We start from the raw sequence: 22,918 nt of genomic DNA on the forward strand, positions 1-22,918 counted from the left end.
CGAGCATAGAAAAACAAAACCATTAGCAGCACAAAGCACTAACAATCGCGGACTATGCAACAAAATACACCACATAAAGAGCCAGGAACGTATCCATCTGAAATAAAAAGAGAAATCGTACGACTACAACAAAAATAGCGCCGCGCTGTAAAACCGAGACCATACAGAGTATTTTATTAACAAAACGGCCATAAATAAAAATTTTACGCTAGTTGTCACTTTTGACGCAGATAGATACTCTATTACGTAAAGCAGCACCAACACAAAAGCACTGTTAACAGCGCGATTATCCTGATCACCCTCTTCTCTCAAGGAGCATACCGATGTTCTCTGCGCAGTCACGCCTGCGTCATGCGGCAGCAGACACTTTCGCCATGGTGGTCTACTGTTCCGTCGTGAACATGTTGATTGAAATATTCCTCTCCGGTATGAGCTTTGAGCAGTCACTTTCTTCGCGTCTGGTGGCTATCCCGGTCAACATCTTAATTGCATGGCCATACGGTTTTTATCGCGATTGGGTGATGCAGTACGCACGTCGTTTAAGCCCGTCAAAAGGGATGAAAAACCTGGCCGATGTATTAGCCTATGTGACCTTCCAGTCACCGGTATACATGGTTATTCTGCTGTCGGTGGGCGCAGACTGGCATCAAATTGCTGCTGCGGTAAGTTCAAATATCGTGGTGTCGATGCTGATGGGCGCGGTATACGGGTATTTCCTCGATTACTGCCGCCGCCTGTTTCGCGTCAGTCAGTACGCCTGACGCTAAATGCCACGACTGGCCAATGCCAGTCGTTGGCTTACTGTCCTTCGCCAAACAGTCCATTTAAAAAACGCTCAAGCGCAATGCGGGAGCTGAATCCGTGCGGTATTCCATAATGCTCCCGCGCATCGCCGCCTAAATAAAGCGGGAACTGTTGATAATGGTCGCAGGTTTTAATCTCAGACGCCGGGTCTGCCAGCAAATAGCTTCGCTCTTTCAGGGCCGGATGAATGATAAGCGCCGTTCTGCCCATCCTTGCTTCACGATTCACATAGACATAATTATCGCCACGGCGATAGCCGTAAATTTTCTGCGTCACTTCGTCCATCGTGAATCCGACTTTTTCAAGAACGCGCGCCACCTCATCAGGTCGTAAATACATATTCTTTCCTCGTTATCCTGTACAGCCACGCCACCTTACAGTATTCAGCAATAGCATCGCTTTCAGAAAAATCCATAAACGGGCAAATAAGGCGTGATTCACCTCCGAGGAATAAAATCTGTCCTAAACTTAGAGTCACCGTTAATCAAGGGAGGATGGCATGTTTAACAAACCCAATCGCAAAGATGTAGACGATGGCGTGCAGGATATTCATAACGATGTCAGTCAGTTGGCTGATTCACTTGAAGAGGTTCTGAAGTCCTGGGGCAGCGATGCCAAAGACGAAGCGGACGCGGCGCAGCGCAAAGCCAAATCGCTGCTGCGCGAAACCCGCGCCAGAATGCAAGGGCGTACCCGCGTGCAGCAGGCCGCACGTGATGCCGCCGGCTGTGCAGATACATTTGTGCGGGATAAACCCTGGCAGAGCGTAGGGGCCGCGGCAGCGGTCGGGATCTTTATTGGTGCTTTACTGAGTCTGCGCCGATAAATAAAGCGTGATAGTGAGCATGATAGTGATAGCCCCGGCAGCCTTCTGGCTTGCCGGGGCGTTTATTTGATGGCCTGCCAGAGCATTCGCGCCTGCTGTTGTGCCATCGCCAGGCTGGAAATGTTGGTGAAGCTCATCAGTAGGCCTGATTCCCCCCGGCTATTAATCCGCCAGTCGCTTAACGCCTGTACGGACAGCCGCGCCTGGCGAGCGCGCCGGGCCAGATCGCGATCGTCCCCGTCGACCGCCATCACCAGTTGAATACCGCCCTCCTGCGGCACCACCCTGAACCCCTGCTCCACCAGCGCCTGCTCCAGCCATTGCCGCCGTTGAGCATAGTGCTGACGCATCTTTTTCAGATGCCGCCAGAAATGGCCTTCGCGGATAAAGTCCGCCAGGGTCTGCTGCCACAGCAGTGGTACGCCACACGCCGCCCGTGAAGCCTGCTGGCGAAACGCGGCCACCTGCGGGAGCGGCACCACCAGCCAGGCGGTACGCACGGCGGGAAACATCGATTTGCTGAACGTTCCGGCATAAATCACCCGCTGCGGCGCGTCGAGACTTTTGACCGGCGGCAGTGGTTTACCCTGATAGCGAAATTCACTGTCGTAATCATCTTCGATAATCCACGCGTCCCGATGCGCCGCCCAGTCCAGCAGCTGATGACGGCGTGGCATCGACAACGCCACCCCTAGCGGGCTTTGATGCGCCGGGGTCAACAGGGCAAAATGCGCCTCGGGTGCCAGCCGCAGCCCGTCGTCGATACGCATCCCCTCTTCATCCACCGGCACCGGGCAAAACGCGATCCCCTGCTGCGCAATCAGCGGGCGGATCAACGGAAAGCCGGGATCTTCCAGCCAGATTTTATCCCCGCGCTGCCCCAGGGTTTGCAGGATAAGCGTCATCGAGGCCGCATAACCGGTGGTGATAAACACCTGTTCAGGCTGGCATTCAATGCTTCTGGAAAAACGCAGATAGTCAACCAGGGCTGCGCGCAATGACAGGTCGCCGCACACGTCACCCAACGCCAGATCGAAGCGGGTCTGGGTACGTAGCCGACGACCCATCACCCGCGCCCACTGCGCGCGCGGGAACAAATCCAGGGCGGGTAAGCCCAGCTGAAACGGCTGCGGTTCGGGTTGTTCTCCGCCATACCAAACCGGTTCTGCTGCGGCAGGGCCTGGCACCACGCCTGCGCTGACAAAGGTGCCTGCCTGGCCGCGTCGCTCCAGCCAGCCCTGCGCCACCAGTTCGCCATAGGCCGCTTCCACGGTCGCCCGCGAGACGCCTAACTCCTGGGCGTAGACCCGGCTGGCGGGCAGGCGTTTGCCTGGCGTGAGTTCACCCTTTTCTATAGCCACTTTTAGCTGGCGGGAGATTTGCTGGTAGCGTGGGCCGCTGAAGGCATCATTCATGGTCTGGTTTTTTACTCAAATTATGGCTCTCTTTGGCAGACCATTATAGTGCTAAAGTTTCGCCATCGTTAAGAGGAGAAGCCCCATGACCACATTACGTCAGCCGTACTATGAATTGAGCCCTGAAGTGTATGCCGCCTTTGTACAGGCGAGTAAAGCCCTGGAACGCAGCGACCTGGACCTGTCGTTGATTGAGCTGGTGTATCTGCGTGTCTCGCAGATCAACGGCTGTGCTTTTTGCCTGGAGATGCACAGCAAAGCGCTGCGCAAACAGGGCGTTGAGCAGGTGAAACTGGATGCGCTGGCGGGCTGGCGGGTAAGCCATCAGTTTTCTGACCGCGAGCGTGTGGCGCTGGCGTGGGCAGAAGATGTGACCGACATTGCCCGCACGCGTGCGGAAGATTCAGTGTATGAACCGCTGTTGGCGTATTTCAGCGCGAAAGAGATCAGCGAGCTGACCTTCGCCATCAGTCTGATGAATGCTTTCAACCGTTTGGCGGTCAGTATGCGCATGTAATTGCGGCCAAAGCCCTCACCCTCGCTACGCGCGTTAGCGGGGGCAAAACCATCGCGAAACATCTATATATTGTGTGGTTGAAGTTTTCAATAACTACATCTAGTATTCCTTTTGAAGAGACATCCCATAACCGACGCTGATTTTTGCGCCGCTTTGTCATTTTAAACGGAAATACGAATCATGCGCATTACTATTTACACTCGAAACGACTGCGTTCAATGCCACGCCACCAAACGGGCGATGGAATCCCGAGGGTTGACGTTTGAGATGGTGAACGTTGACCACGATCCTGCCGCAGCTGACGTTCTGCGCGCGCAAGGATTCCGCTCTCTGCCGGTGGTATTTGCAGGCGATGAGAGCTGGTCAGGCTTCCGCCCGGACATGATCAACCGCCTGCGCGTTGAGGCTACCGCGGCGCGCGCATGAGCACCCTCGTCTACTTCTCCAGCAGTTCCGAAAACACGCTGCGTTTTATCGAGCGTCTGGGGCTGCCTGCGGTACGCATTCCGCTCAATGAGCGGGAGCGCATCACGGTGGACGAACCGTACATCCTGGTGGTGCCGAGCTACGGCGGTGGCGGCACTGCGGGCGCGGTGCCCCGCCAGGTCATCCGTTTTTTAAACGATCCGCACAATCGCGCGTTGATCCGCGGCGTCATTGCGGCAGGCAACCGAAACTTCGGCGAGGCCTTTGCCCGCGCCGGAGACGTGATTGCGCAGAAATGCGGCGTGCCCTACCTCTACCGATTTGAGCTGATGGGTACCCCGAACGATATCGACAACGTGCGAACAGGAGTGAGCGAATTTTGGCAACGACAACCGCAGAACGTGTGACCCACAGCGCCCCGGACTACCATGCCCTGAACGCCATGCTGAATCTGTACGACAAAAACGGTCGCATTCAGTTTGAGAAAGATGCCGAAGCCGTTAGCGCATTTATGGAAGGCCACGTAAAACCGCAAACCCGCACCTTTGCTCATCAGGATGCGCGGCTCGACTGGCTGGTCGCCGAAGGCTATTACGATCCCCGTACTCTCGCCCGCTTCGATAGAGCGTTCGTGGTTGATTTATTCGCTCATGCCCACGCCAGCGGCTTTCGCTTCAAAACGTTCCTCGGAGCATGGAAGTATTACACCAGCTACACCCTGAAATCGTTCGACGGCAAACAGTTCCTCGAACACTTTGAGGACCGGGTGGTGATGGTGGCCCTGAGCCTCGCCCAGGGCGATGAAACCCTTGCCCGTCAGCTCACCGACGAGATGCTGTCTGGCCGCTTCCAGCCCGCAACCCCGACCTTCCTCAACGGCGGCAAACAGCAGCGCGGCGAGCTGGTGTCCTGTTTCCTGCTGCGTATTGAAGACAATATGGAGTCGATTGGCCGAGCGGTAAATTCGGCGCTTCAGCTCTCCAAACGCGGCGGCGGCGTGGCCTTTTTACTCTCGAATCTGCGGGAAGCGGGGGCGCCAATTAAACGCATTGAAAACCAGTCCTCGGGCGTTATCCCGGTGATGAAGATGCTGGAAGATGCGTTTTCCTATGCCAACCAGCTCGGTGCCCGTCAGGGCGCGGGGGCGGTGTATCTGCACGCTCATCACCCGGATATTCTGCGCTTCCTCGACACCAAGCGTGAAAACGCCGACGAAAAAATTCGCATCAAAACCCTGTCGCTTGGGGTGGTTATTCCGGACGTGACCTTCCAGCTCGCTAAAGACAACGCGCAGATGGCGCTGTTTTCGCCGTATGACGTCGAGCGCCTGTACGGCAAACCGTTCGGCGATATCGCGGTGAGCGAGATGTACGACACCCTGTTAGCCGACGAGCGGGTACGCAAAACGTTTATTAACGCCCGCGATTTCTTCCAGACGCTGGCGGAAATTCAGTTCGAATCCGGTTATCCGTACATCATGTATGAAGACACGGTCAACCGCGCCAACCCGATTGCCGGGCGAATTAACATGAGCAACCTGTGCTCGGAAATTTTGCAGGTTAACAGCGCCTCGACCTTCGATGAGAATCTCGATTACGCCGCCACCGGGCACGATATCTCCTGCAATTTAGGTTCGCTGAATATTGCCCTGGCGATGGATTCCCCGGATTTTGGCCTGACGGTCGAAACCGCCATTCGCGGCCTGACCGCGGTGTCAGACATGAGCCATATCCGCTCGGTGCCGTCGATTGAGGCCGGAAATGCCGCCTCACACGCCATTGGCCTCGGGCAGATGAACCTGCACGGCTATCTGGCGCGGGAAGGGATTGCCTACGGCAGCCCGGAAGGCCTGGATTTCACCAACCTCTATTTCTATACCGTGACGTGGCACGCGCTGCACACCTCGATGAAGCTGGCGCGCGAGCGTAACCAGCGCTTCGCCGGGTTTGCCGCTTCGCGTTACGCCAGCGGGGAGTATTTCAGTCAGTACCTTGAAAACGACTGGCAGCCGAAAACCGAAAAAGTCCGGACGTTATTTGCCCAGGCCGGTGTCACGCTGCCAACGCGTGAGATGTGGCAACAGCTGCGTGCGGACGTGATGCAGTACGGGATTTATAACCAGAACCTGCAAGCCGTCCCGCCGACCGGGTCGATTTCCTACATCAACCACGCGACCTCAAGCATCCACCCGATCGTGTCGAAAATTGAAATCCGCAAAGAAGGCAAAACCGGCCGCGTGTACTATCCTGCGCCGTTTATGACCAACGACAATCTGGCGCTGTATCAGGATGCCTACGAAATAGGGCCGGAGAAAATCATCGACACCTACGCCGAAGCGACAAAACACGTCGATCAGGGCCTGTCGTTGACGCTGTTCTTCCCGGACACCGCCACCACCCGCGACATCAATAAAGCGCAGATTTACGCGTGGAAAAAAGGCATTAAAACCCTGTACTACATTCGACTGCGCCAGCTCGCACTGGAAGGCACTGAAATTGAAGGCTGCGTGTCATGCGCGCTGTAAGGAGAAAAGGATGAGCCATTTATCACGCGTCAGCGCCGTCAACTGGAACAAGATCCAGGACGATAAAGACCTGGAGGTCTGGAACCGTCTGACCAGCAACTTCTGGTTGCCGGAGAAAGTGCCGCTGTCAAACGACATCCCGGCGTGGCAGTCGCTGAGCCATGAAGAACAGCAACTGACGATCCGTGTCTTCACCGGGCTGACGCTGTTGGACACCATTCAGAATACCGTCGGTGCGCCCGCGCTGATGGTCGATTCGCTGACCCCGCACGAAGAAGCGGTGATGTCGAATATCAGCTTTATGGAGGCGGTTCACGCCCGCTCCTACAGCTCGATTTTCTCGACGCTGTGCCAGACCAAAGATGTGGATGCGGCCTACGCCTGGAGCGAGGTAAACCCACCGTTGCAGCGAAAAGCGCAGCTGATGCTGGAGCAGTACGCCGCCGATGCGCCGCTGAAGAAGAAAATTGCCAGCGTGTTTCTGGAATCGTTCCTGTTCTATTCCGGCTTCTGGCTGCCGATGTATTTCTCGAGCCGGGGCAAGCTCACCAATACCGCCGATCTTATTCGTCTGATCATCCGCGACGAGGCGGTTCACGGGTATTACATCGGGTATAAATTCCAGAAAGGCCTGGAAAAAGTGAGCGCTGAAGAGCGGGAATCGTTGAAAACCTTCGCTCTCGATTTGCTGATGGATTTATACGACAACGAACTCGCCTATACCGACGCGCTGTATGCGGGCACCGGCTGGGAAGAGGATGTGAAAGCCTTCCTGTGCTACAACGCCAACAAGGCGCTGATGAACCTCGGCTACGAGGCGCTGTTCCCGGCGGAAATGGCCGATGTGAACCCGGCAATCCTGTCTGCGCTGTCGCCGAACGCCGACGAAAACCACGACTTTTTCTCCGGATCGGGCTCTTCTTACGTGATGGGGAAAGCGGTGGAGACAACTGACGAAGACTGGAATTTTTGACACAAATGAATGGGGGAAATATTTCCCCTATTCGTCCAGGGATATTCCCTATTAGCGCCAATTTTTCACGCCAAATATCCCTTTCAGCACTTTCGCTATTTTAACCTCATCAACCGCCTGAATTATCCAGATTCAAGCCGCATTTCCTGCCGCTGACAAAAAATATCAGCAAAATTTCGCTTGCGCTCAGCCCTTATATCATGGGGAGATAGCGCCAATCGGCACCGGGAAATGCCCATGCCATTAGGACACTTAGGGTTGTCTCAGAATCTGAGTATGTTAGGGTATGCCCAGTCAATTATTTCCATCAGGTAGCATATCGACACAATTAAATAACAGGAATAAATTTATTGCATGGCAATTAAATTAGAAGTTAAAAATCTTTATAAAATATTTGGCGAGCATCCGCAACGCGCATTCAAATATATCGAGAAAGGTCTGAATAAAGAACAAATTCTTGAAAAGACCGGGTTGTCACTTGGCGTTATTGACGCCAGTCTGGCCATTGAAGAAGGCGAGATTTTTGTCATCATGGGGTTATCCGGTTCCGGCAAATCCACCATGGTACGCCTTCTCAATCGCCTGATTGAACCTACCCGCGGACAGGTCCTGATCGACGGTACTGATATTGCCAAAATATCGGACGCCGAACTCCGTGAGGTGCGCAGAAAGAAAATCGCGATGGTCTTCCAGTCATTCGCGCTGATGCCGCATATGAACGTGCTGGATAATACCGCATTTGGTATGGAATTAGCCGGTACACCACCGCAGGAACGTCAGGAAAAAGCGCTCGACGCCCTGCGTCAGGTGGGTCTGGAAAATTATGCCCACGCGTACCCCGATGAATTATCCGGCGGGATGCGTCAGCGTGTTGGTCTGGCCCGTGCGTTAGCCATTAACCCTGACATCTTATTAATGGATGAAGCATTTTCTGCGCTCGATCCGTTAATTCGTACCGAGATGCAGGATGAGCTGGTGAAATTGCAATCGCGTCAACAGCGTACCATTGTCTTTATTTCCCACGATCTCGACGAAGCCATGCGCATCGGTGACCGAATTGCCATTATGCAAAATGGTGAAGTGGTGCAAATCGGTACCCCGGATGAAATTCTGAATAATCCGGCCAATGATTATGTGCGTACCTTCTTCCGTGGCGTGGATATTAGCCAGGTGTTCAGTGCGAAGGATATTGCGCGCCGAGTGCCGAAAGGCCTGCTGCGTAAAATTCCGGGCTTTGGCCCACGCTCCGCTATCAAGCTGTTGCAGGATGAAGATCGCGAATACGGCTACGTCGTTGAACGCGGAAATAAGTTCGTCGGTATTGTCTCCATTGATTCCCTGAAGGCCGCGCTGGCCGAGGGTCAGGGCATTGACGCCGCGCTGCTGGACGCTCCACAGCCCGTCGACGCTCAGACCGCGCTCAGTGAGTTGCTCTCTCATGTTGGTCAGGCCCCGTGCGCGGTGCCGGTCATTGATGAAGAACAACAGTACGTTGGCATCATCTCCAAAAGCATGCTTCTACAGGCTTTAGATCGTGAGGGTACAAACAATGGCTGATCAATCCAATCCGTGGGCAACCACACCGGCGGCCGATAGCGTCGCACCATCCGCTGATGCCTGGGGCACGCCCGATGCGGCACCCGCTACAGGCGGCGGTGCCGACTGGCTGCACAGCGCGCCTGCGCCGAAAGTCGAACATTTCAACATTCTCGATCCGTTCCACAAGACGCTGATCCCACTGGATAGCTGGGTGACGAGCGGGATCGACTGGGTGGTCACTCACTTCCGTCCGGTCTTCCAGGGCATTCGCCTGCCGGTGGATTACATCCTGAACGGTTTCCAGCAGTTGCTGCTGGGGATGCCTGCCCCGGTGGCGATCGCGGTCTTCGCGATGATCGCCTGGCAAATTGGCGGCGCGGGAATGGGTATCGCCTCGCTTATCTCGCTGATCCTGATTGGCGCGATTGGCGCATGGTCTCAGGCGATGGTAACGCTCGCCCTGGTGCTGACCGCCCTGCTGTTCTGCATCATCATCGGCCTGCCGATGGGGATCTGGCTGGCGCGCAGTCCGCGTGCGTCGAAAATAATCCGGCCCTTGCTTGATGCGATGCAGACCACGCCTGCGTTCGTCTACCTGGTGCCTATCGTGATGCTGTTCGGGATCGGCAACGTGCCGGGCGTGGTAGTGACGATTATCTTCGCCCTGCCGCCGATTGTCCGTCTGACGATCCTCGGCATTAACCAGGTCCCGGCTGACCTGATTGAAGCGTCCCGTTCGTTTGGTGCCAGCCCGCGCCAGCTGCTGTTCAAAGTACAGCTGCCGCTGGCAATGCCGACCATTATGGCCGGGGTTAACCAGACGCTGATGCTGGCGCTGTCGATGGTGGTTATCGCCTCGATGATCGCCGTAGGCGGTCTGGGCCAAATGGTTCTGCGCGGGATTGGCCGTCTCGATATGGGTCTGGCGACCGTCGGCGGCGTGGGGATCGTTATCCTCGCCATTATTCTCGACCGTCTGACACAGGCCGTTGGCCGTGATTCCCGTAGCCGCGGCAACCGTCGCTGGTACACCACCGGCCCTCTCGGCCTGGTGACACGCATTTTCAGCAAGTAATTCTGCATTACCCGGCGGCCATACGCCTGCCGGGTCCACTCCCTGATACCTATAAAGGAACAACGATGCGACAGAGCGTAATTTTTGCCACAGCTTTTGCCACCCTTGTCTCCACCAGCGCGTTTGCCGCTGACCTGCCTGGCAAAGGCATTACCGTTCAACCGGTACAGAGCACCATTTCCGAAGAAACCTTCCAGACCCTGCTGGTCAGCCGTGCGCTGGAAAAACTGGGTTACACCGTCAATAAACCAAGCGAAGTGGACTACAACGTCGGCTACACCTCGATTGCCTCTGGTGATGCAACCTTCACCGCGGTGAACTGGAAACCGCTGCACGACGATATGTATGCGGCCGCAGGTGGCGATAAGAAATTCTACCGCGAAGGCACCTTTGTGACCGGTGCGGCGCAGGGTTACCTTATGGACAAGAAAACCGCCGAGCAGTACCACATCACCAAAATCGATCAGCTCAAAGATCCGAAAATTGCCAAACTGTTCGATACCAATGGCGACGGCAAAGCGGACCTGACCGGTTGTACGCCGGGCTGGGGCTGTGAAGCGGTGATTAATCATCAGATTGACGCCTTCGGCCTGAGCAATAACGTGGTGCACAACCAGGGTAACTATGCGGCGATGATGGCCGATACCATCACCCGTTATAAAGAAGGCAAACCGGTGCTGTATTACACCTGGACTCCGTACTGGGTCAGCGATGTACTGAAGCCGGGCAAGGACGTCGTTTGGCTGCAGGTGCCGTTCTCGGCGATGCCTGGCGAGCAGAAAGATATCGACACCAAACTGTCGAACGGTGCCAACTATGGCTTCCCGGTGAACACCATGCACATCGTGGCCAACAAAGCCTGGGCTGAGAAAAACCCGGCGGCGGCGAAGCTGTTCTCACTGATGAAGCTGCCTATTGCCGATATCAATGCCGAGAATGCGATGATGCATGAAGGTCATGCCTCTGAAGCGGATATTCAGGGTCACGTTGATGGCTGGATTGCCGCTCACCAGCAGATGTTTGACGGCTGGCTGAAAGAAGCGCAGGCCGCGCAGAAGTAAGACTCTCGATTGCCCGGCGGCGCTTGCTTGCCGGGCCTACCCCCTCCCGGCAAAACGCACGATTCGACACCCGTCATTTTTCGCCTTCCCGCAGTTATTGGTTATTATTGCTTACCTGCAAAATAATCACTCACAGAACAACCTATCACCATGACCAAACATTCTCAGGGGCTTACCCCGGCGCTGATTGCGCTGATGTCCGTGGCAACCGGCCTCGCCGTTGCCAGCAATTACTATGCTCAACCGTTGCTGGATACCATCGCCCGCGCCTTTTCACTCAGCGCCGGACAGGCGGGCTTTATCGTGACCGCCGCCCAGTTGGGCTATGCCGCCGGGCTACTGTTTCTGGTGCCGCTCGGCGATATGTTCGAGCGCCGTACCTTAATCGTCACCATGACGCTGCTCGCGGCGGGCGGAATGCTCATCACGGCCACCAGCCAGTCATTGGCCCTGATGATCCTCGGCACCGCCCTTACCGGCCTGTTTTCGGTGGTGGCGCAGATTTTAGTCCCACTGGCCGCCACCCTTGCCAGCCCGGATAAACGTGGCAAAGTGGTCGGCACCATCATGAGTGGCCTGCTGCTCGGCATTTTGCTGGCCCGCACCGTGGCGGGTCTGCTCGCCAGTCTTGGCGGTTGGCGGACCGTGTATTGGGTGGCGTCAGCGTTAATGGTGCTGATGGCGCTTGCGCTGTGGCGAGGCCTGCCGAAGGTAAAACAAGAAACGCACCTTAACTATCCGCAGCTGCTGCGCTCGGTGTTTAGCCTGTTTGCCCACGATAAGCTGCTGCGCACTCGCGCCCTGCTGGGCTGTCTGACGTTTGCCAACTTCAGCATTCTTTGGACCTCAATGGCCTTTCTGCTGGCGGGTGCGCCGTTCCACTTTTCCGAAGGCGTGATTGGTCTGTTTGGCCTGGCGGGGGCCGCCGGAGCATTGGGCGCACGTCCGGCGGGCGGGCTGGCGGATAAAGGCAAATCGCATCTGACCACCACCAGCGGATTAGTGCTGCTTCTGCTTTCGTGGCTCGCAATCTGGTTCGGCCACAGTTCGGTGCTGGCGCTGATTATCGGCATTCTGGTGCTCGACCTCACCGTACAGGGCGTCCACATTACCAACCAGACGGTTATCTATCGCGTGCAGCCCGAAGCGCGTAACCGGCTGACCGCAGGTTACATGACCAGCTACTTCATCGGCGGTGCGGCGGGATCGCTGATTTCTGCCTCTGCGTGGCAGCACTGGGGCTGGGCCGGGGTGTGTCTGGCGGGCGTCACGATGGCGGCGCTGAACCTGTTGGTGTGGTGGCGAGGATTTCATCGACAGGAAGCGGTTGTCTGAAAAGGCTATACATTCATGGCCTTATTCCGGCTTTGGGGTGTCAACACATCCCGGTGTCTGTTAAGGTTATCAACCTGATTAGCCGGGCAACTGTTTCAACGGTAAATAATTCCTCCACGCACTGAAACCTCCCGGAATGCTGGCGGCGAGCGGTATCGTCGCCAGTCGTCACTTTTTTGATTTAATCGCCCGCATGTATGATTTCGGGACATTAATTCATTTACATTATTTGTCACCGTCGTTACTATATCGGCTGTAATTAATGAGGTTATGCCCAAATGGATAGTTCGTTTACGCCCATTGAACAAATGCTAAAATTTCGCGCCAGCCGCTATGAAGATTTCCCTTATCAGGAAATCCTTCTGACTCGCCTGTGCATGCACATGCAAGGTAAGTTGCTGGAAAACCGCAATAAAATGCTGAAAGCTCAGGGGATCAATGAGACGTTGTTTATGGCGTTAATCACGCTTGAGTCTCAGGAAAATCACAGTATTCAGCCGTCAGAACTGAGCTGCGCACTGGGTTCTTCTCGTACGAACGCCACCCGTATCGCCGATGAACTGGAAAAACGCGGCTGGATTGAACGCCGTGAAAGTGACAATGACCGTCGCTGCCTGCATCTGCAGCTCACCGAGAAAGGTCATCAGTTCCTGCGCGAAGTGTTACCGCCGCAGCACAACTGCCTGCACCAACTCTGGTCTTCTTTAAGCGTCACCGAAAAAGAGAGTCTTGAGCAAATTACCCGCAAACTCCTGACCCGTCTCGATCAGATGGAAGAGGAAGGCGTTGTTCTGGATGCACTTCGCTAAGCGTGTGAATCGCTCAATATCCTGATTTCAAAAATAAAACTGACAGGCCAGCAGCGCATAACTGCTGGCCTTTCTGATAAACAAGTCGGCTCAGCCGATGTGAAATAATAAGATCGTGGAGAAAAACATGAGCGCGAATGCGGAGACTCAAACCCCGCAGCAACCGGCAGGCAAGAAAAGTAAACGTAAAGGAACTCTTCTGCTGCTGACCTTGCTCTTTATTCTTATTGCCGTGGCATATGGGATTTATTGGTTTTTAGTACTGCGTCATTATGAAGAAACCGATGACGCATACGTGGCAGGGAACCAGGTTCAAATCATGGCGCAGGTATCGGGTAGCGTGACGAAGGTCTGGGCTGACAATACCGATTTCGTCAAAAAAGGCGATCCGCTGGTCACGCTCGATGAGACCGATGCCCAGCAGGCGTTCGAACGCGCGCAAACTCAGCTTGCGTCCAGCGTGCGCCAGACCCGTCAGTTGATGATCAACAGCAAGCAATTGCAGGCCAGCATCGACGTCAAAAAGACCGCGCTTGAACAGGCACAGACTGACCTCAATCGTCGTATCCCGCTGGGTAACGCGAACCTGATTGGTCGGGAAGAACTGCAGCACGCCCGCGATGCGGTGGCCAGTGCGCAGGCCGAACTGAACGTGACAATCCAACAGTACAACGCTAACCAGGCGATGGTGCTCGGCACCAAGCTCGAAGACCAGCCTGCGGTGAAACAGGCGGCGACCGAAGTGCGTAACGCCTGGCTTGCTCTGCAAAGAACTAAAATCGTCAGCCCGATGACCGGCTATGTCTCCCGCCGTGCGGTGCAGCCGGGTGCGCAAATCAGCCCGAGTACTCCGCTGATGGCGGTCGTACCTGCCACTAATCTGTGGATTGATGCTAACTTCAAAGAGACCCAGCTGGCGCATATGCGTATTGGCCAGCCGGTGACCGTGGTCAGCGATATCTACGGCGATGATGTGAAATACACCGGTAAAGTGGTCGGTCTGGATATGGGGACCGGCAGCGCCTTCTCCCTGCTTCCGGCGCAGAACGCCACCGGGAACTGGATTAAAGTGGTTCAGCGTCTGCCGGTTCGTATCGAACTCGATGCCAAACAGCTGGCCGACCATCCGCTGCGCATTGGGTTGTCGACGCTGGTAGAAGTTGATACTTCCAACCGCGACGGTCAGATCCTGGCGAATCAGGTTCGCACCACCCCAGCGTATGAGAGTAATGCCCGTGAAATCAGCCTGGAGCCGGTGAATAAGCTGATCAACACCATCGTGCAGGCCAACGCCAACTAAACCGGGGTGAACGGAATGCAACAGCAAAAACCGCTGGAAGGCGCGCAGCTGGTCATTATGACCATTGCGCTGTCGCTGGCGACGTTCATGCAGGTGCTGGACTCAACGATTGCCAACGTGGCAATCCCGACCATCGCCGGTAACCTTGGCTCCTCGCTGAGCCAGGGGACGTGGGTCATCACCTCGTTCGGGGTGGCAAACGCCATTTCGATTCCGATAACTGGCTGGCTCGCGAAGCGCGTCGGTGAGGTCAAACTGTTCCTGTGGTCCACCGTGGCGTTTGTTATCGCCTCCTGGGCCTGTGGTATGTCGAACAGCCTGACCATGCTTATCTTCTTCCGCGTTATCCAGGGTGTGGTCGCCGGGCCGCTGATCCCTCTGTCGCAGAGCCTGCTGTTAAACAACTATCCGCCAGCCAAGCGCTCCTTTGCCCTGGCTATCTGGTCGATGACGGTGATCGTGGCGCCAATTTGTGGCCCAATCCTCGGGGGTTACATCAGCGATAACTACCACTGGGGCTGGATCTTCTTTATCAACGTGCCGATTGGCGCGGTAGTGGTGATGATGACCCTGCAAAGCCTGCGTGGTCGTGAAACCCGCACCGAACAGCGGCGTATTGACGGCGTCGGCCTGGCGTTGCTGGTTATCGGCATCGGCAGTCTGCAGGTGATGCTCGACCGCGGGAAGGAGCTCGACTGGTTTAACTCCACCGAAGTGGTGGTGCTGACCATCGTCGCGGTGGTGGCGATAAGCTTCCTGATTGTCTGGGAGCTAACCGACGATAACCCAATAGTCGACCTGTCGTTGTTTAAGTCGCGAAACTTCACCATAGGCACGCTGTGTATCAGCCTGGCCTACATGCTCTACTTCGGCGCGATCGTGTTGCTGCCGCAGCTATTGCAGGAGGTATACGGCTATACCGCCACCTGGGCCGGTCTGGCGTCAGCGCCGGTCGGTATCATCCCGGTATTGCTGTCGCCGATTATCGGCCGCTTTGCGCATAAGCTCGATATGCGACGGCTGGTCACCTTCAGCTTCATTATGTATGCGGTATGCTTCTACTGGCGAGCGTATACCTTTGAGCCGGGGATGGACTTTGGCGCGTCGGCCTGGCCGCAGTTTATTCAGGGCTTCGCGGTGGCGTGCTTCTTTATGCCACTGACCACCATCACGCTCTCTGGCCTTCCACCTGAGCGTCTGGCGGCGGCGTCGAGTCTGTCAAACTTCAGCCGTACGCTGGCAGGTTCAATCGGCACGTCGTTCACCACGACGATGTGGACCAACCGGGAAGCGATGCACCACGCACAGCTCACCGAGGCGGTGACGCCGTATAATCCTAACGCCCAGCAGATGTACGATCAGCTGCAAGGGATGGGGATGACGCAGCAGCAGGCCTCCGGCTGGATAGCCCAACAGATTACTAGCCAGGGACTCATTATCTCGGCCAACGAGATATTCTGGTTATCGGCGGGGATCTTTATCGTCCTGCTGGGGTTAATCTGGGTAGCCAAACCGCCGTTTGGCGCGGGCGGCGGCGGCGGTGGCGCACACTAACTTTCTGGACCCTCTCTTCGCAGAGGGTCTTTTTTTGTCCATTTCTCGCCAGACTCTGTCGCGTTCGCTAAAGCGCCCTGCTCCACACTTCGTCAGGATAAAACCTGACAAGAGGAGAACCCCATGCTGACCCACCCTGCTGAAAAATATCGCCCATCGCCGGTTTTAGCCCTGCCCGATCGTCGCTGGCCAAACAACACCCTGACTCACGCCCCGCGCTGGCTGTCGACGGATTTGCGCGACGGCAATCAGGCGTTGGCGGAACCAATGGACGCCGAACGCAAACTGCAATTCTGGGATCTGCTGCTGCGCTGCGGATTCAAAGAGATCGAAGTGGCGTTTCCTTCTGCCTCACAAACAGATTTCAATTTTGTCCGCCAGTTGATCGACGAGAACAGGATCCCGGAAGATGTGACCATACAGGTCTTAACCCAGGCGCGGGATGACCTTATCCTGCGCACCTTTGAATCATTGCAGGGCGCGCACCGGGCGACCGTTCATCTGTATAACGCCACCGCCCCGCTGTTTCGTCGGCTGGTTTTTGGCATGGAGAAAGCGCAAGTGGTAGCCCTGGCGACCCACGCCACGCGGCTTATTCGACAACAGTGTGAATGTCAGCCGGAGACGCTCTGGCAGTATGAGTATTCCCCGGAAACCTTCTGCTTTACTGAACCGGAATTCGCACTGGAGATTTGCGAAGCGGTAGCGGCAGTTTGGGAACCGTGCAACCGTCGGCCAATGATCATCAACCTGCCTGCCACAGTTGAGGTCAATACCCCCAACGTGTATGCCGATCAGATTGAGTATTTCTGCCGCCATTTCTCTCGCCGCAATGAGGTCTGTATCAGCGTTCATCCGCATAACGATCGCGGCACCGGCGTGGCCAGTGCTGAACTGGCCGTACTGGCAGGCGCAGATCGTGTGGAAGGCTGTCTGTTCGGCAACGGCGAGCGCACCGGCAACGTCTGTCTGGTAACCCTGGCGATGAACCTCTACAGCCAGGGGGTGGATCCGCAGTTAGATTTCAGCGACATGAAACAGGTGGTGGAAGTGGTGGAAAGCTGTAACCAGCTCCCGGTTCACCCGCGCCATCCCTGGGCCGGAAGCCTGGCATACACCGCCTTTTCCGGCTCCCATCAGGATGCCATCAAGAAAGGATTCGATGCGCGCAAACCGGGGCAACGCTGGGAAATGCCTTATTTACCCGTTGATCCACAGGATATTGGTTGCAGCTACGAAGCGGTTATCCGCGTCAACAGTCAGTCCGGAAAAAGCGGCAGCGCATGGCTTATTGAGCAGAACCACGGCTTAACCCTGCCGCGTGCGCTGCAACAGGACTTCAGCCAGCATGTGCAGCGTGAAACCGACGGGCATGGTCGGGAGATGACCCATAACGCGCTGTGGCAGCTGTTCCGTGCCCGTTACGGCCTGGTGCCGCACCCCGCGCTGCTGTTGCAGGATTATAAGACCGAGAGTCAGCACAACGGGGAACTGCTGTTGCAGGCCACGCTGTTGATCAACGGGGAGAACTGGCGTTTGCTGGGCAGCGGGAATGGCCTGCTGTCGGCGGCGGTCAACGGTCTGACACCGCTGCTGAGACAGCCGTGGGTGATTAAGGACTATCACGAGCATACGCTGGGCGAGCGCAGTGACAGCCGATCGGTGGCCTACATTCGCTGCTTACTTCCGGACGGCAGCAGCCAGTGGGGGGTTGGCATTGAGAGCGATGTGTCCCGCGCGTCGCTGCAGGCGCTGCTGAACGCGGTCGGGTCGAAAGCCTAACCGAAGTAGTCGCTGGGTGAGACCCCCATCACCCGGCGAAACATTGCCGTGAACGCGCTGTGACTGCCATACCCAAGATCCAGCGCTACTCTCAGCACTGATTGCCCCTGTGCCAGGCGGACTAACGCTTCCATCAGCCTCGCCCGTCGCACCCATTCGCTCCAGGTCAGCGCCGTCTGCTGCTGAAAGTGCCGGTTGAGCGTCCGTTCACTCATATTCGCCGCCCTCGCCGCCCGGGCACTGTTCCAGTCGTCGGCAGGATGGTCACGCATCTGCTGGCAGAGCGCGCGCAACGCCGCATCTTGTGGTTCGGGCAAACCGAACGGCAGCACCTGCATCCCACGAATTTCATCGAGGATCAGCTCGTAAATGCGCTCATCCCGGCTGGCGGGGGCGTAGTCTTCCTCCAGTCCCAGCGAGGAGACGATCAGCTCCCGGAGCAGCGGTGAGATCTGCACTATCTGACAGATTGCGGGTAAAAAAGCCCTGGCCAGCGGATCGATAAACAACGTGCGCGCCGCCACGTTACCGGTTATACGCAGCGCATGTGGCGTTCCGGCGGGCAGCCAGACGCCCCGCCCCGGCGGCACCACCCAGCATCCGGCCTGCGTATCGACCCTGACGACGCCACTCAGAATGTGCAGTAATTGGGCGCAGTCGTGCTGATGCCACGGCTCGCTATCGCCATGCACATAATCATGGGCAAAAGGGACCAAAGGCCGACGGGTAAAGGAGAACGTTAGGGATGTGGTCATGGGCGCAATCGCGGCGGTAACCTGAGATAAAGGGAGCAGACCCGGCGAGCATGCGCCCGACGGGTCTGAGGAGAGAAAACTAGATGTGCAGTTCCTGCAGTTTCTCTTTCGGCAGCGCCAGCTCATCATTGCTATTCACACGCACACCCCTGTCGATGATGTGGCGGGCAATTTCCTGCGCTTCTTCCAGAGAGTGCATGGTATAGGTGCCACACTGATAGACGTTCAGCTCCGGGATCTGATTCTGCTCTTCCACCTTCAGCACGTCAGCCATCGCCGCTTTCCAGGCGTCTGCCACGCGAGATTCGTCAGGGGTGCCAATCAGGCTCATGTAGAAACCGGTCCGGCAGCCCATCGGTGAAATGTCGATGATTTCCACGCCGTTGCCGTTGAGATGATCGCGCATGAAGCCCGCAAACAGGTGCTCCAGAGTGTGGATCCCGCGCTCTGGCATCACTTCTTTGTTCGGTACGCAGAAGCGCAGATCAAAAACCGTGATTTCATCGCCGTGCGGCGTGTGCATGGTTTTAGCGACGCGAACAGCAGGGGCTTCCATTCGGGTATGGTCGACAGTGAAGCTATCTAATAACGGCATTTTGTCTCCTCCGAACTCTTCATTTTTTCTCGCTCCATCAGGGAGTTGAGAAAAAAACGCTGAAGAGTGTGATTTTTTTTAAAATTAACTGAACTCTTCGTTCCCGGGCGAGTCTGAATATATGAAAGACGCGCATTTGTTATCATCATCTTTGTTTTCAGAGATGAAAGTTTGGCCACCTCGTTGTGGCCTTTTTCTTTTGTATCAGGCGTGACGCGCAACCAGTTCAGAGAACGGCTCGGTATCTGCCGCTTCAATCTGACGCTGACGTGCCCACGAAGCTTCACGCTCCGCTTCAAAATCCGCTTCGTTTAAAATCTCCAGCGGCTCTTCACGCAGCATCGTACGGTATTCATCACCCAGCGCTTTGCCGGTGCCGCCAATGCCACTTTCAAGCATAGAACGCAAAATGCGCGCTGAGAAAGTTAATTCCGGATTATCAAAGCTTGCAACCAGCTCATCACACACTTTCTGATACGCTTCACCGCCGTCAATGCTATCTAACGTCTGTGCGACCCGACGCAAATCGGCGAACAGGTCTTTACCTACCTTCGCCAGCGGGAACTGCGCAGTTTCGCAGCCAATGCCCAGCGTCAGTCCCGGCTTACGCCCTTCCAGAATCACGCGATTCCAGTTAGTGCGCGTACACAGCAGTTCATCGCTGCTCATCTCTGGCGCATCCGCCAGCACGCACCAGACCATAAACAGATCGAGGAAGCGCACCTGTTGCTCGTCCACACCAATCGGCGAGAACGGGTTGATATCCAGCGATCGCACTTCAATGTACTCAATGCCGCCGCGCAGCAGCGCATCCGATGGCGTTTCACCGCTGCGGGTGACACGTTTAGGACGAATCGGGGCGTACAGCTCATTTTCAATCTGCAAAATGTTGCTGTTGATCTGCATAAATTTACCGTCTTTCTCGACGCCAATTTTGGCGTACTCTTCCGACGGCGTTTTGATCGCCCGCTTCAATCCTGCCACATACTCGTGGAGATCGTTAAACGTAATTCCGAGATTGCTTTGCGACTTATTGGTATAACCCAGGTCGCTCAGACGCAGCGAGGTGGCGTATGGCAGGTAGTACATGCCACACTCCGTTTTCTCAAACGGTAGCGTCGTCGGTTTGCCCTGCAGGAACGAGGAACAGATAGCCGGTGAGGCACCGAACAGATACGGGATCACCCAGCCAAAACGATAATAGTTGCGAATCAAACGGAAATAACCGGCTGAGATAGCTTCTTTACCGTCTTCGGTTCCGTCCACACCGCACTTCGCCTGCCAGAATGCCATCGGCAGCGAGAAGTTATAATGCACGCCAGAGATAGTCTGCATCAGCGCGCCATAGCGGTTTTTCAGTCCTTCACGATACAGCGTTTTCAGACGGCCCACGTTAGAGGTGCCGTACTGCGCCAGTTCGATATCCTGACCCGGTGCGATGTAGCACGGCATACTCAGCGGCCACATCCGTTCGTTGCCAATGTGGCGCGCCGTATAGCGATGCACATCACGCATCAGCGTCAGCATATGATCAATGTCGCCGTCCACCGGAGTAATAAACTCCAGCAGCGCTTCGGCAAAATCTGTGGTAATCCATTTATGGGTCAATGCAGACCCAAGCACTTCCGGATGGCCAGTGGTTGCCAGTGAGCCATCTGCGTTTACGCGCAGCGTTTCGCGCTCAAGACCACGTTGGATCCCCTTAATTGCCTGAGGATGCTTTTCCAGCCAGGCCAGCGCCTGTGATACGTCCGGGATCAAATTGACCTCCCGCCTGTCGAAATCATTTTATTAAGCATAATTGTAATGGTTGACGGTCACAATCAATCCAATTAGTGCCACCACGTCATACCCTGTAGCGTCGCTGCGGCAATGGCCACATAGCGCAACGCCTTGCCAAGGCATAAGAAAAAAAGTACCGGTCCCCAGGAAAGACGCATCCATCCTGCCAGGACACACAGTAAATCGCCGATAACCGGCATCCAGCTCAATAACAGTGTGGCCGCGCCGTAACGTCTTAGCCAGCCCACTGCTTTCTCCCGCCAACGCGAATTATCACGCTGCGGAAATAAACGCCCAAGAATAACGTTAGTTACCCCTCCAAGGCTATTACCCATTGTTGCTATTAACACGAGCTGCCAGGGATGACTGACACCTGCGAGTAACATGCCTACCAGGACAACTTCGGAATTACCGGGGAGTAGGGTCGCGCTGAGAAAACTGCTGGCAAAGAGTGAGAGCAGCGACAGAGCGTCACTCACAGTAAGCGCACGTCCACGACATCCATGCCTGCACTCTTCGCCGCCTGAATACCAAAATCAGCATCTTCAAAAACCACGCATTTCTGGGGCGCGACGCCAATCAGGTCGGCGCACAGCAGAAAGGTGTCAGGTGCAGGTTTGTGATGTTTCACATGATCGGCGGCGACCACCGCAGAGAAATAGTGACGCAGGCCCAGATGGTTCAGCAGCGCCTCGGCTATCGCACTTTCGCTCCCGGTGCCAACGGCCATCGGGCGGCGACCATGCCACTCTTTTACCACATCAATTAATGGCAGCGGACGCACGGTGTCCAGTAGCATCACTTTTACAGCATCCGTTTTCTCACGCGCCAGCTGATGCGGGTCCAGGGTGGCCTGATTCAGTTCAATCACCGCCTGCGCAATACGCCACGTTGGCGATCCGTTGAGGGCAGCCATGGCCTGAGCTTCATAGCGCATACCGTAGCGCCCGAGAACGTCATGCCACGCCTTGAGATGAGTGGGTTCGGTATCAAGGATGGTGCCATCCATGTCGAAAATCAGCCCTGCATAACGCTCGTACATCATGTCCTCACTCACCGCAGATCGAAAGGTTACTTTACCGTATAACGGGGCGGTTTGTCGCTGCCCGCTGAAAACAACAAAGGCACCAAACGGTGCCTTTTAGCTTCATTTTCAGACGTTACTTGACCTGCATATCGTTCTCAACAACACGTACGCCGGTGACGTTGCGGGTAATCTCCACCGCACGGTTGGCAATCGCCTGCGAAGAGACAAAACCGCTCAGCTGTACGCGGCCTTTAAAGGTCACCACGCCGATTTCGGAGGATTTGATCTCTTTATCACTGAACAGGGCGGATTTCACTTTGGTGGTAACCACGGTGTCATCGATGTAACCGCCGGTGCTTTCCTTGGTGGAAGACCCTGCACAGCCTGCCAGAGACACGCCAACGATGACAGCTGCACAGAATGCAGAAACAGCTTTAAACCATTTCATGGATTTCTCTCCTTGCTACCTGAAAACAAATTAATCACAGATATAAATTAGCCTGGAAGAAGAAAGATGCCAATAGTAAACAAATGGTTAACGCTTTTTTTGGGGAAAAATCTGAGTTTGAACTTGAGAGGGACACTAGGGAGGATATGGTGTATCCGGGAGGATGACTCACAGAAGGCTCGCCCTAAAGGGCCGTTGCTGAAGCAACGTTATCCTCCCTTATGCTTGCTGAGAGTATTTCTCTCTCTGGCACATTATCATCGCTGATAACCTGGAGGATATGGTGCATCCGGGAGGATTCGAACCTCCGACCGCTCGGTTCGTAGCCGAGTACTCTATCCAGCTGAGCTACGGATGCATCGGGACTGCTG

General features: G+C 55.6%; 23 protein-coding genes and 1 tRNA gene. 15 read left to right on the forward strand and 9 right to left on the reverse strand.

Annotated features, from left to right (window positions below; translation table 11 throughout):
• The first annotated feature begins 323 nt into the window (after positions 1 to 323).
• Positions 324 to 761: an L-alanine exporter AlaE gene (gene alaE / locus ACG0Z5_RS20845; RefSeq protein ID WP_394450810.1), complete on the forward strand. Its 438-nt coding sequence runs from the start codon at positions 324 to 326 to the stop codon at positions 759 to 761.
• A 37-nt stretch (positions 762 to 798) separates the two neighbouring features.
• Here the strand turns inward: alaE and ACG0Z5_RS20850 are convergent, their stop codons facing one another.
• Positions 799 to 1,143, reverse strand: a complete 345-nt coding sequence (locus ACG0Z5_RS20850) for a DUF2002 family protein (RefSeq protein ID WP_319629066.1) — start codon at positions 1,141 to 1,143, stop codon at positions 799 to 801.
• A gap of 160 nt (positions 1,144 to 1,303) precedes the next feature.
• Between ACG0Z5_RS20850 and ACG0Z5_RS20855 the strand changes: the two genes are divergently transcribed.
• Positions 1,304 to 1,630, forward strand: a complete 327-nt coding sequence (locus tag ACG0Z5_RS20855; RefSeq protein WP_319629067.1) for a DUF883 domain-containing protein — start codon at positions 1,304 to 1,306, stop codon at positions 1,628 to 1,630.
• Between the two features lie 62 nt (positions 1,631 to 1,692).
• On the opposite strand, the gene ACG0Z5_RS20860 is transcribed toward ACG0Z5_RS20855, so the two are convergent.
• Positions 1,693 to 3,045 carry a PLP-dependent aminotransferase family protein gene (locus ACG0Z5_RS20860; protein WP_394450812.1) on the reverse strand — a complete coding sequence of 451 codons (1,353 nt, stop codon included), beginning with the start codon at positions 3,043 to 3,045 and terminating at the stop codon, positions 1,693 to 1,695.
• A gap of 85 nt (positions 3,046 to 3,130) precedes the next feature.
• Between ACG0Z5_RS20860 and ACG0Z5_RS20865 the strand changes: the two genes are divergently transcribed.
• The 13 genes from ACG0Z5_RS20865 to leuA all read left to right on the forward strand — a co-directional run bounded on the left by ACG0Z5_RS20865 (position 3,131) and on the right by leuA (position 17,940).
• The gene (locus tag ACG0Z5_RS20865; RefSeq protein WP_394450814.1) at positions 3,131 to 3,562 is read left to right on the forward strand and encodes a carboxymuconolactone decarboxylase family protein; all 432 of its coding nucleotides are present in this window, start codon (positions 3,131 to 3,133) and stop codon (positions 3,560 to 3,562) included.
• Between the two features lie 180 nt (positions 3,563 to 3,742).
• Positions 3,743 to 3,988 carry a glutaredoxin-like protein NrdH gene (gene nrdH / locus ACG0Z5_RS20870; protein ID WP_394450816.1) on the forward strand — a complete coding sequence of 82 codons (246 nt, stop codon included), beginning with the start codon at positions 3,743 to 3,745 and terminating at the stop codon, positions 3,986 to 3,988.
• Positions 3,985 to 4,395 (forward strand): class Ib ribonucleoside-diphosphate reductase assembly flavoprotein NrdI, encoded by a 411-nt coding sequence (nrdI, locus tag ACG0Z5_RS20875; RefSeq protein ID WP_394450818.1) that lies wholly within the window; start codon positions 3,985 to 3,987, stop codon positions 4,393 to 4,395. The genes nrdH and nrdI overlap by 4 nt, the downstream gene beginning before the upstream one ends.
• A complete protein-coding gene (gene nrdE / locus ACG0Z5_RS20880) occupies positions 4,368 to 6,512 on the forward strand; it encodes a class 1b ribonucleoside-diphosphate reductase subunit alpha (protein ID WP_394450820.1) in 2,145 nt (714 codons plus the stop codon). The genes nrdI and nrdE overlap by 28 nt, the downstream gene beginning before the upstream one ends.
• A 10-nt stretch (positions 6,513 to 6,522) precedes the next feature.
• On the forward strand, positions 6,523 to 7,485 hold the full coding sequence (gene nrdF, locus ACG0Z5_RS20885) for a class 1b ribonucleoside-diphosphate reductase subunit beta (protein ID WP_394450822.1): 963 nt from the start codon (positions 6,523 to 6,525) through the stop codon (positions 7,483 to 7,485).
• 354 nt (positions 7,486 to 7,839) lie between these two features.
• The gene (gene proV / locus ACG0Z5_RS20890) at positions 7,840 to 9,042 is read left to right on the forward strand and encodes a glycine betaine/L-proline ABC transporter ATP-binding protein ProV (protein WP_394450824.1); all 1,203 of its coding nucleotides are present in this window, start codon (positions 7,840 to 7,842) and stop codon (positions 9,040 to 9,042) included.
• Positions 9,035 to 10,099 (forward strand): glycine betaine/L-proline ABC transporter permease ProW, encoded by a 1,065-nt coding sequence (gene proW, locus ACG0Z5_RS20895; RefSeq protein WP_394450826.1) that lies wholly within the window; start codon positions 9,035 to 9,037, stop codon positions 10,097 to 10,099. Before proV ends, proW begins: the two co-directional genes overlap by 8 nt.
• A gap of 65 nt (positions 10,100 to 10,164) precedes the next feature.
• The gene (gene proX, locus ACG0Z5_RS20900; protein WP_394450828.1) at positions 10,165 to 11,160 is read left to right on the forward strand and encodes a glycine betaine/L-proline ABC transporter substrate-binding protein ProX; all 996 of its coding nucleotides are present in this window, start codon (positions 10,165 to 10,167) and stop codon (positions 11,158 to 11,160) included.
• Positions 11,161 to 11,310: 150 nt separating this feature from the next.
• Positions 11,311 to 12,495: an MFS transporter gene (locus ACG0Z5_RS20905; RefSeq protein WP_394450830.1), complete on the forward strand. Its 1,185-nt coding sequence runs from the start codon at positions 11,311 to 11,313 to the stop codon at positions 12,493 to 12,495.
• Positions 12,496 to 12,773: 278 nt separating this feature from the next.
• Complete coding sequence (mprA, locus tag ACG0Z5_RS20910) at positions 12,774 to 13,304, forward strand: transcriptional repressor MprA (RefSeq protein ID WP_319629078.1); 531 nt, start codon at positions 12,774 to 12,776, stop codon at positions 13,302 to 13,304.
• Positions 13,305 to 13,431: 127 nt separating this feature from the next.
• Positions 13,432 to 14,604: a multidrug efflux MFS transporter periplasmic adaptor subunit EmrA gene (gene emrA, locus ACG0Z5_RS20915; RefSeq protein ID WP_394450833.1), complete on the forward strand. Its 1,173-nt coding sequence runs from the start codon at positions 13,432 to 13,434 to the stop codon at positions 14,602 to 14,604.
• 15 nt (positions 14,605 to 14,619) lie between these two features.
• Positions 14,620 to 16,158: a multidrug efflux MFS transporter permease subunit EmrB gene (gene emrB / locus ACG0Z5_RS20920; protein ID WP_319629080.1), complete on the forward strand. Its 1,539-nt coding sequence runs from the start codon at positions 14,620 to 14,622 to the stop codon at positions 16,156 to 16,158.
• A 123-nt stretch (positions 16,159 to 16,281) separates the two neighbouring features.
• A complete protein-coding gene (gene leuA, locus ACG0Z5_RS20925) occupies positions 16,282 to 17,940 on the forward strand; it encodes a 2-isopropylmalate synthase (RefSeq protein WP_394450836.1) in 1,659 nt (552 codons plus the stop codon).
• On the opposite strand, the gene ACG0Z5_RS20930 is transcribed toward leuA, so the two are convergent.
• From ACG0Z5_RS20930 to ACG0Z5_RS20960, 7 genes are all read right to left on the reverse strand, one after another.
• The gene (locus ACG0Z5_RS20930; protein ID WP_394450838.1) at positions 17,937 to 18,695 is read right to left on the reverse strand and encodes an AraC family transcriptional regulator; all 759 of its coding nucleotides are present in this window, start codon (positions 18,693 to 18,695) and stop codon (positions 17,937 to 17,939) included. The two genes, leuA and ACG0Z5_RS20930, sit on opposite strands and share 4 nt — an antisense overlap.
• Positions 18,696 to 18,774: 79 nt before the next feature.
• Positions 18,775 to 19,290, reverse strand: a complete 516-nt coding sequence (luxS, locus tag ACG0Z5_RS20935) for an S-ribosylhomocysteine lyase (protein WP_394450840.1) — start codon at positions 19,288 to 19,290, stop codon at positions 18,775 to 18,777.
• A gap of 204 nt (positions 19,291 to 19,494) precedes the next feature.
• Positions 19,495 to 21,051: a glutamate--cysteine ligase gene (gene gshA, locus ACG0Z5_RS20940; RefSeq protein WP_394450842.1), complete on the reverse strand. Its 1,557-nt coding sequence runs from the start codon at positions 21,049 to 21,051 to the stop codon at positions 19,495 to 19,497.
• A gap of 71 nt (positions 21,052 to 21,122) precedes the next feature.
• Entirely contained in the window at positions 21,123 to 21,551 is a 429-nt protein-coding gene (locus ACG0Z5_RS20945) for a YqaA family protein (RefSeq protein WP_394450844.1), read from the reverse strand.
• Positions 21,548 to 22,114 carry a fructose-1-phosphate/6-phosphogluconate phosphatase gene (gene yqaB / locus ACG0Z5_RS20950; RefSeq protein ID WP_394450850.1) on the reverse strand — a complete coding sequence of 189 codons (567 nt, stop codon included), beginning with the start codon at positions 22,112 to 22,114 and terminating at the stop codon, positions 21,548 to 21,550. The genes ACG0Z5_RS20945 and yqaB overlap by 4 nt, the downstream gene beginning before the upstream one ends.
• A gap of 118 nt (positions 22,115 to 22,232) precedes the next feature.
• Complete coding sequence (locus tag ACG0Z5_RS20955) at positions 22,233 to 22,547, reverse strand: BON domain-containing protein (protein ID WP_319629084.1); 315 nt, start codon at positions 22,545 to 22,547, stop codon at positions 22,233 to 22,235.
• Positions 22,548 to 22,828: 281 nt separating this feature from the next.
• A tRNA-Arg gene (locus ACG0Z5_RS20960) sits at positions 22,829 to 22,905 on the reverse strand.
• Positions 22,906 to 22,918: the final 13 nt, after the last annotated feature.

It is taken from the genome of Scandinavium sp. M-37 (assembly GCF_043558715.1).
Lineage (GTDB): Bacteria > Pseudomonadota > Gammaproteobacteria > Enterobacterales > Enterobacteriaceae > Scandinavium > Scandinavium vulneris_A.

Coding starts and splice junctions, on each gene's coding strand:
- ACG0Z5_RS20930 (WP_394450838.1), bottom strand. CDS start 18,695: ATGACCACATCCCTAACGTTCTCCTTTACCCGTCGGCCTTTGGTCCCT.
- ACG0Z5_RS20905 (WP_394450830.1), top strand. CDS start 11,311: ATGACCAAACATTCTCAGGGGCTTACCCCGGCGCTGATTGCGCTGATG.
- yqaB (WP_394450850.1), bottom strand. CDS start 22,114: ATGTACGAGCGTTATGCAGGGCTGATTTTCGACATGGATGGCACCATC.
- proV (WP_394450824.1), top strand. CDS start 7,840: ATGGCAATTAAATTAGAAGTTAAAAATCTTTATAAAATATTTGGCGAG.
- ACG0Z5_RS20855 (WP_319629067.1), top strand. CDS start 1,304: ATGTTTAACAAACCCAATCGCAAAGATGTAGACGATGGCGTGCAGGAT.
- ACG0Z5_RS20850 (WP_319629066.1), bottom strand. CDS start 1,143: ATGTATTTACGACCTGATGAGGTGGCGCGCGTTCTTGAAAAAGTCGGA.
- nrdH (WP_394450816.1), top strand. CDS start 3,743: ATGCGCATTACTATTTACACTCGAAACGACTGCGTTCAATGCCACGCC.
- ACG0Z5_RS20865 (WP_394450814.1), top strand. CDS start 3,131: ATGACCACATTACGTCAGCCGTACTATGAATTGAGCCCTGAAGTGTAT.
- ACG0Z5_RS20860 (WP_394450812.1), bottom strand. CDS start 3,045: ATGAATGATGCCTTCAGCGGCCCACGCTACCAGCAAATCTCCCGCCAG.
- proX (WP_394450828.1), top strand. CDS start 10,165: ATGCGACAGAGCGTAATTTTTGCCACAGCTTTTGCCACCCTTGTCTCC.
- mprA (WP_319629078.1), top strand. CDS start 12,774: ATGGATAGTTCGTTTACGCCCATTGAACAAATGCTAAAATTTCGCGCC.
- emrB (WP_319629080.1), top strand. CDS start 14,620: ATGCAACAGCAAAAACCGCTGGAAGGCGCGCAGCTGGTCATTATGACC.
- leuA (WP_394450836.1), top strand. CDS start 16,282: ATGCTGACCCACCCTGCTGAAAAATATCGCCCATCGCCGGTTTTAGCC.
- emrA (WP_394450833.1), top strand. CDS start 13,432: ATGAGCGCGAATGCGGAGACTCAAACCCCGCAGCAACCGGCAGGCAAG.
- proW (WP_394450826.1), top strand. CDS start 9,035: ATGGCTGATCAATCCAATCCGTGGGCAACCACACCGGCGGCCGATAGC.
- luxS (WP_394450840.1), bottom strand. CDS start 19,290: ATGCCGTTATTAGATAGCTTCACTGTCGACCATACCCGAATGGAAGCC.
- nrdI (WP_394450818.1), top strand. CDS start 3,985: ATGAGCACCCTCGTCTACTTCTCCAGCAGTTCCGAAAACACGCTGCGT.
- ACG0Z5_RS20955 (WP_319629084.1), bottom strand. CDS start 22,547: ATGAAATGGTTTAAAGCTGTTTCTGCATTCTGTGCAGCTGTCATCGTT.
- alaE (WP_394450810.1), top strand. CDS start 324: ATGTTCTCTGCGCAGTCACGCCTGCGTCATGCGGCAGCAGACACTTTC.
- nrdF (WP_394450822.1), top strand. CDS start 6,523: ATGAGCCATTTATCACGCGTCAGCGCCGTCAACTGGAACAAGATCCAG.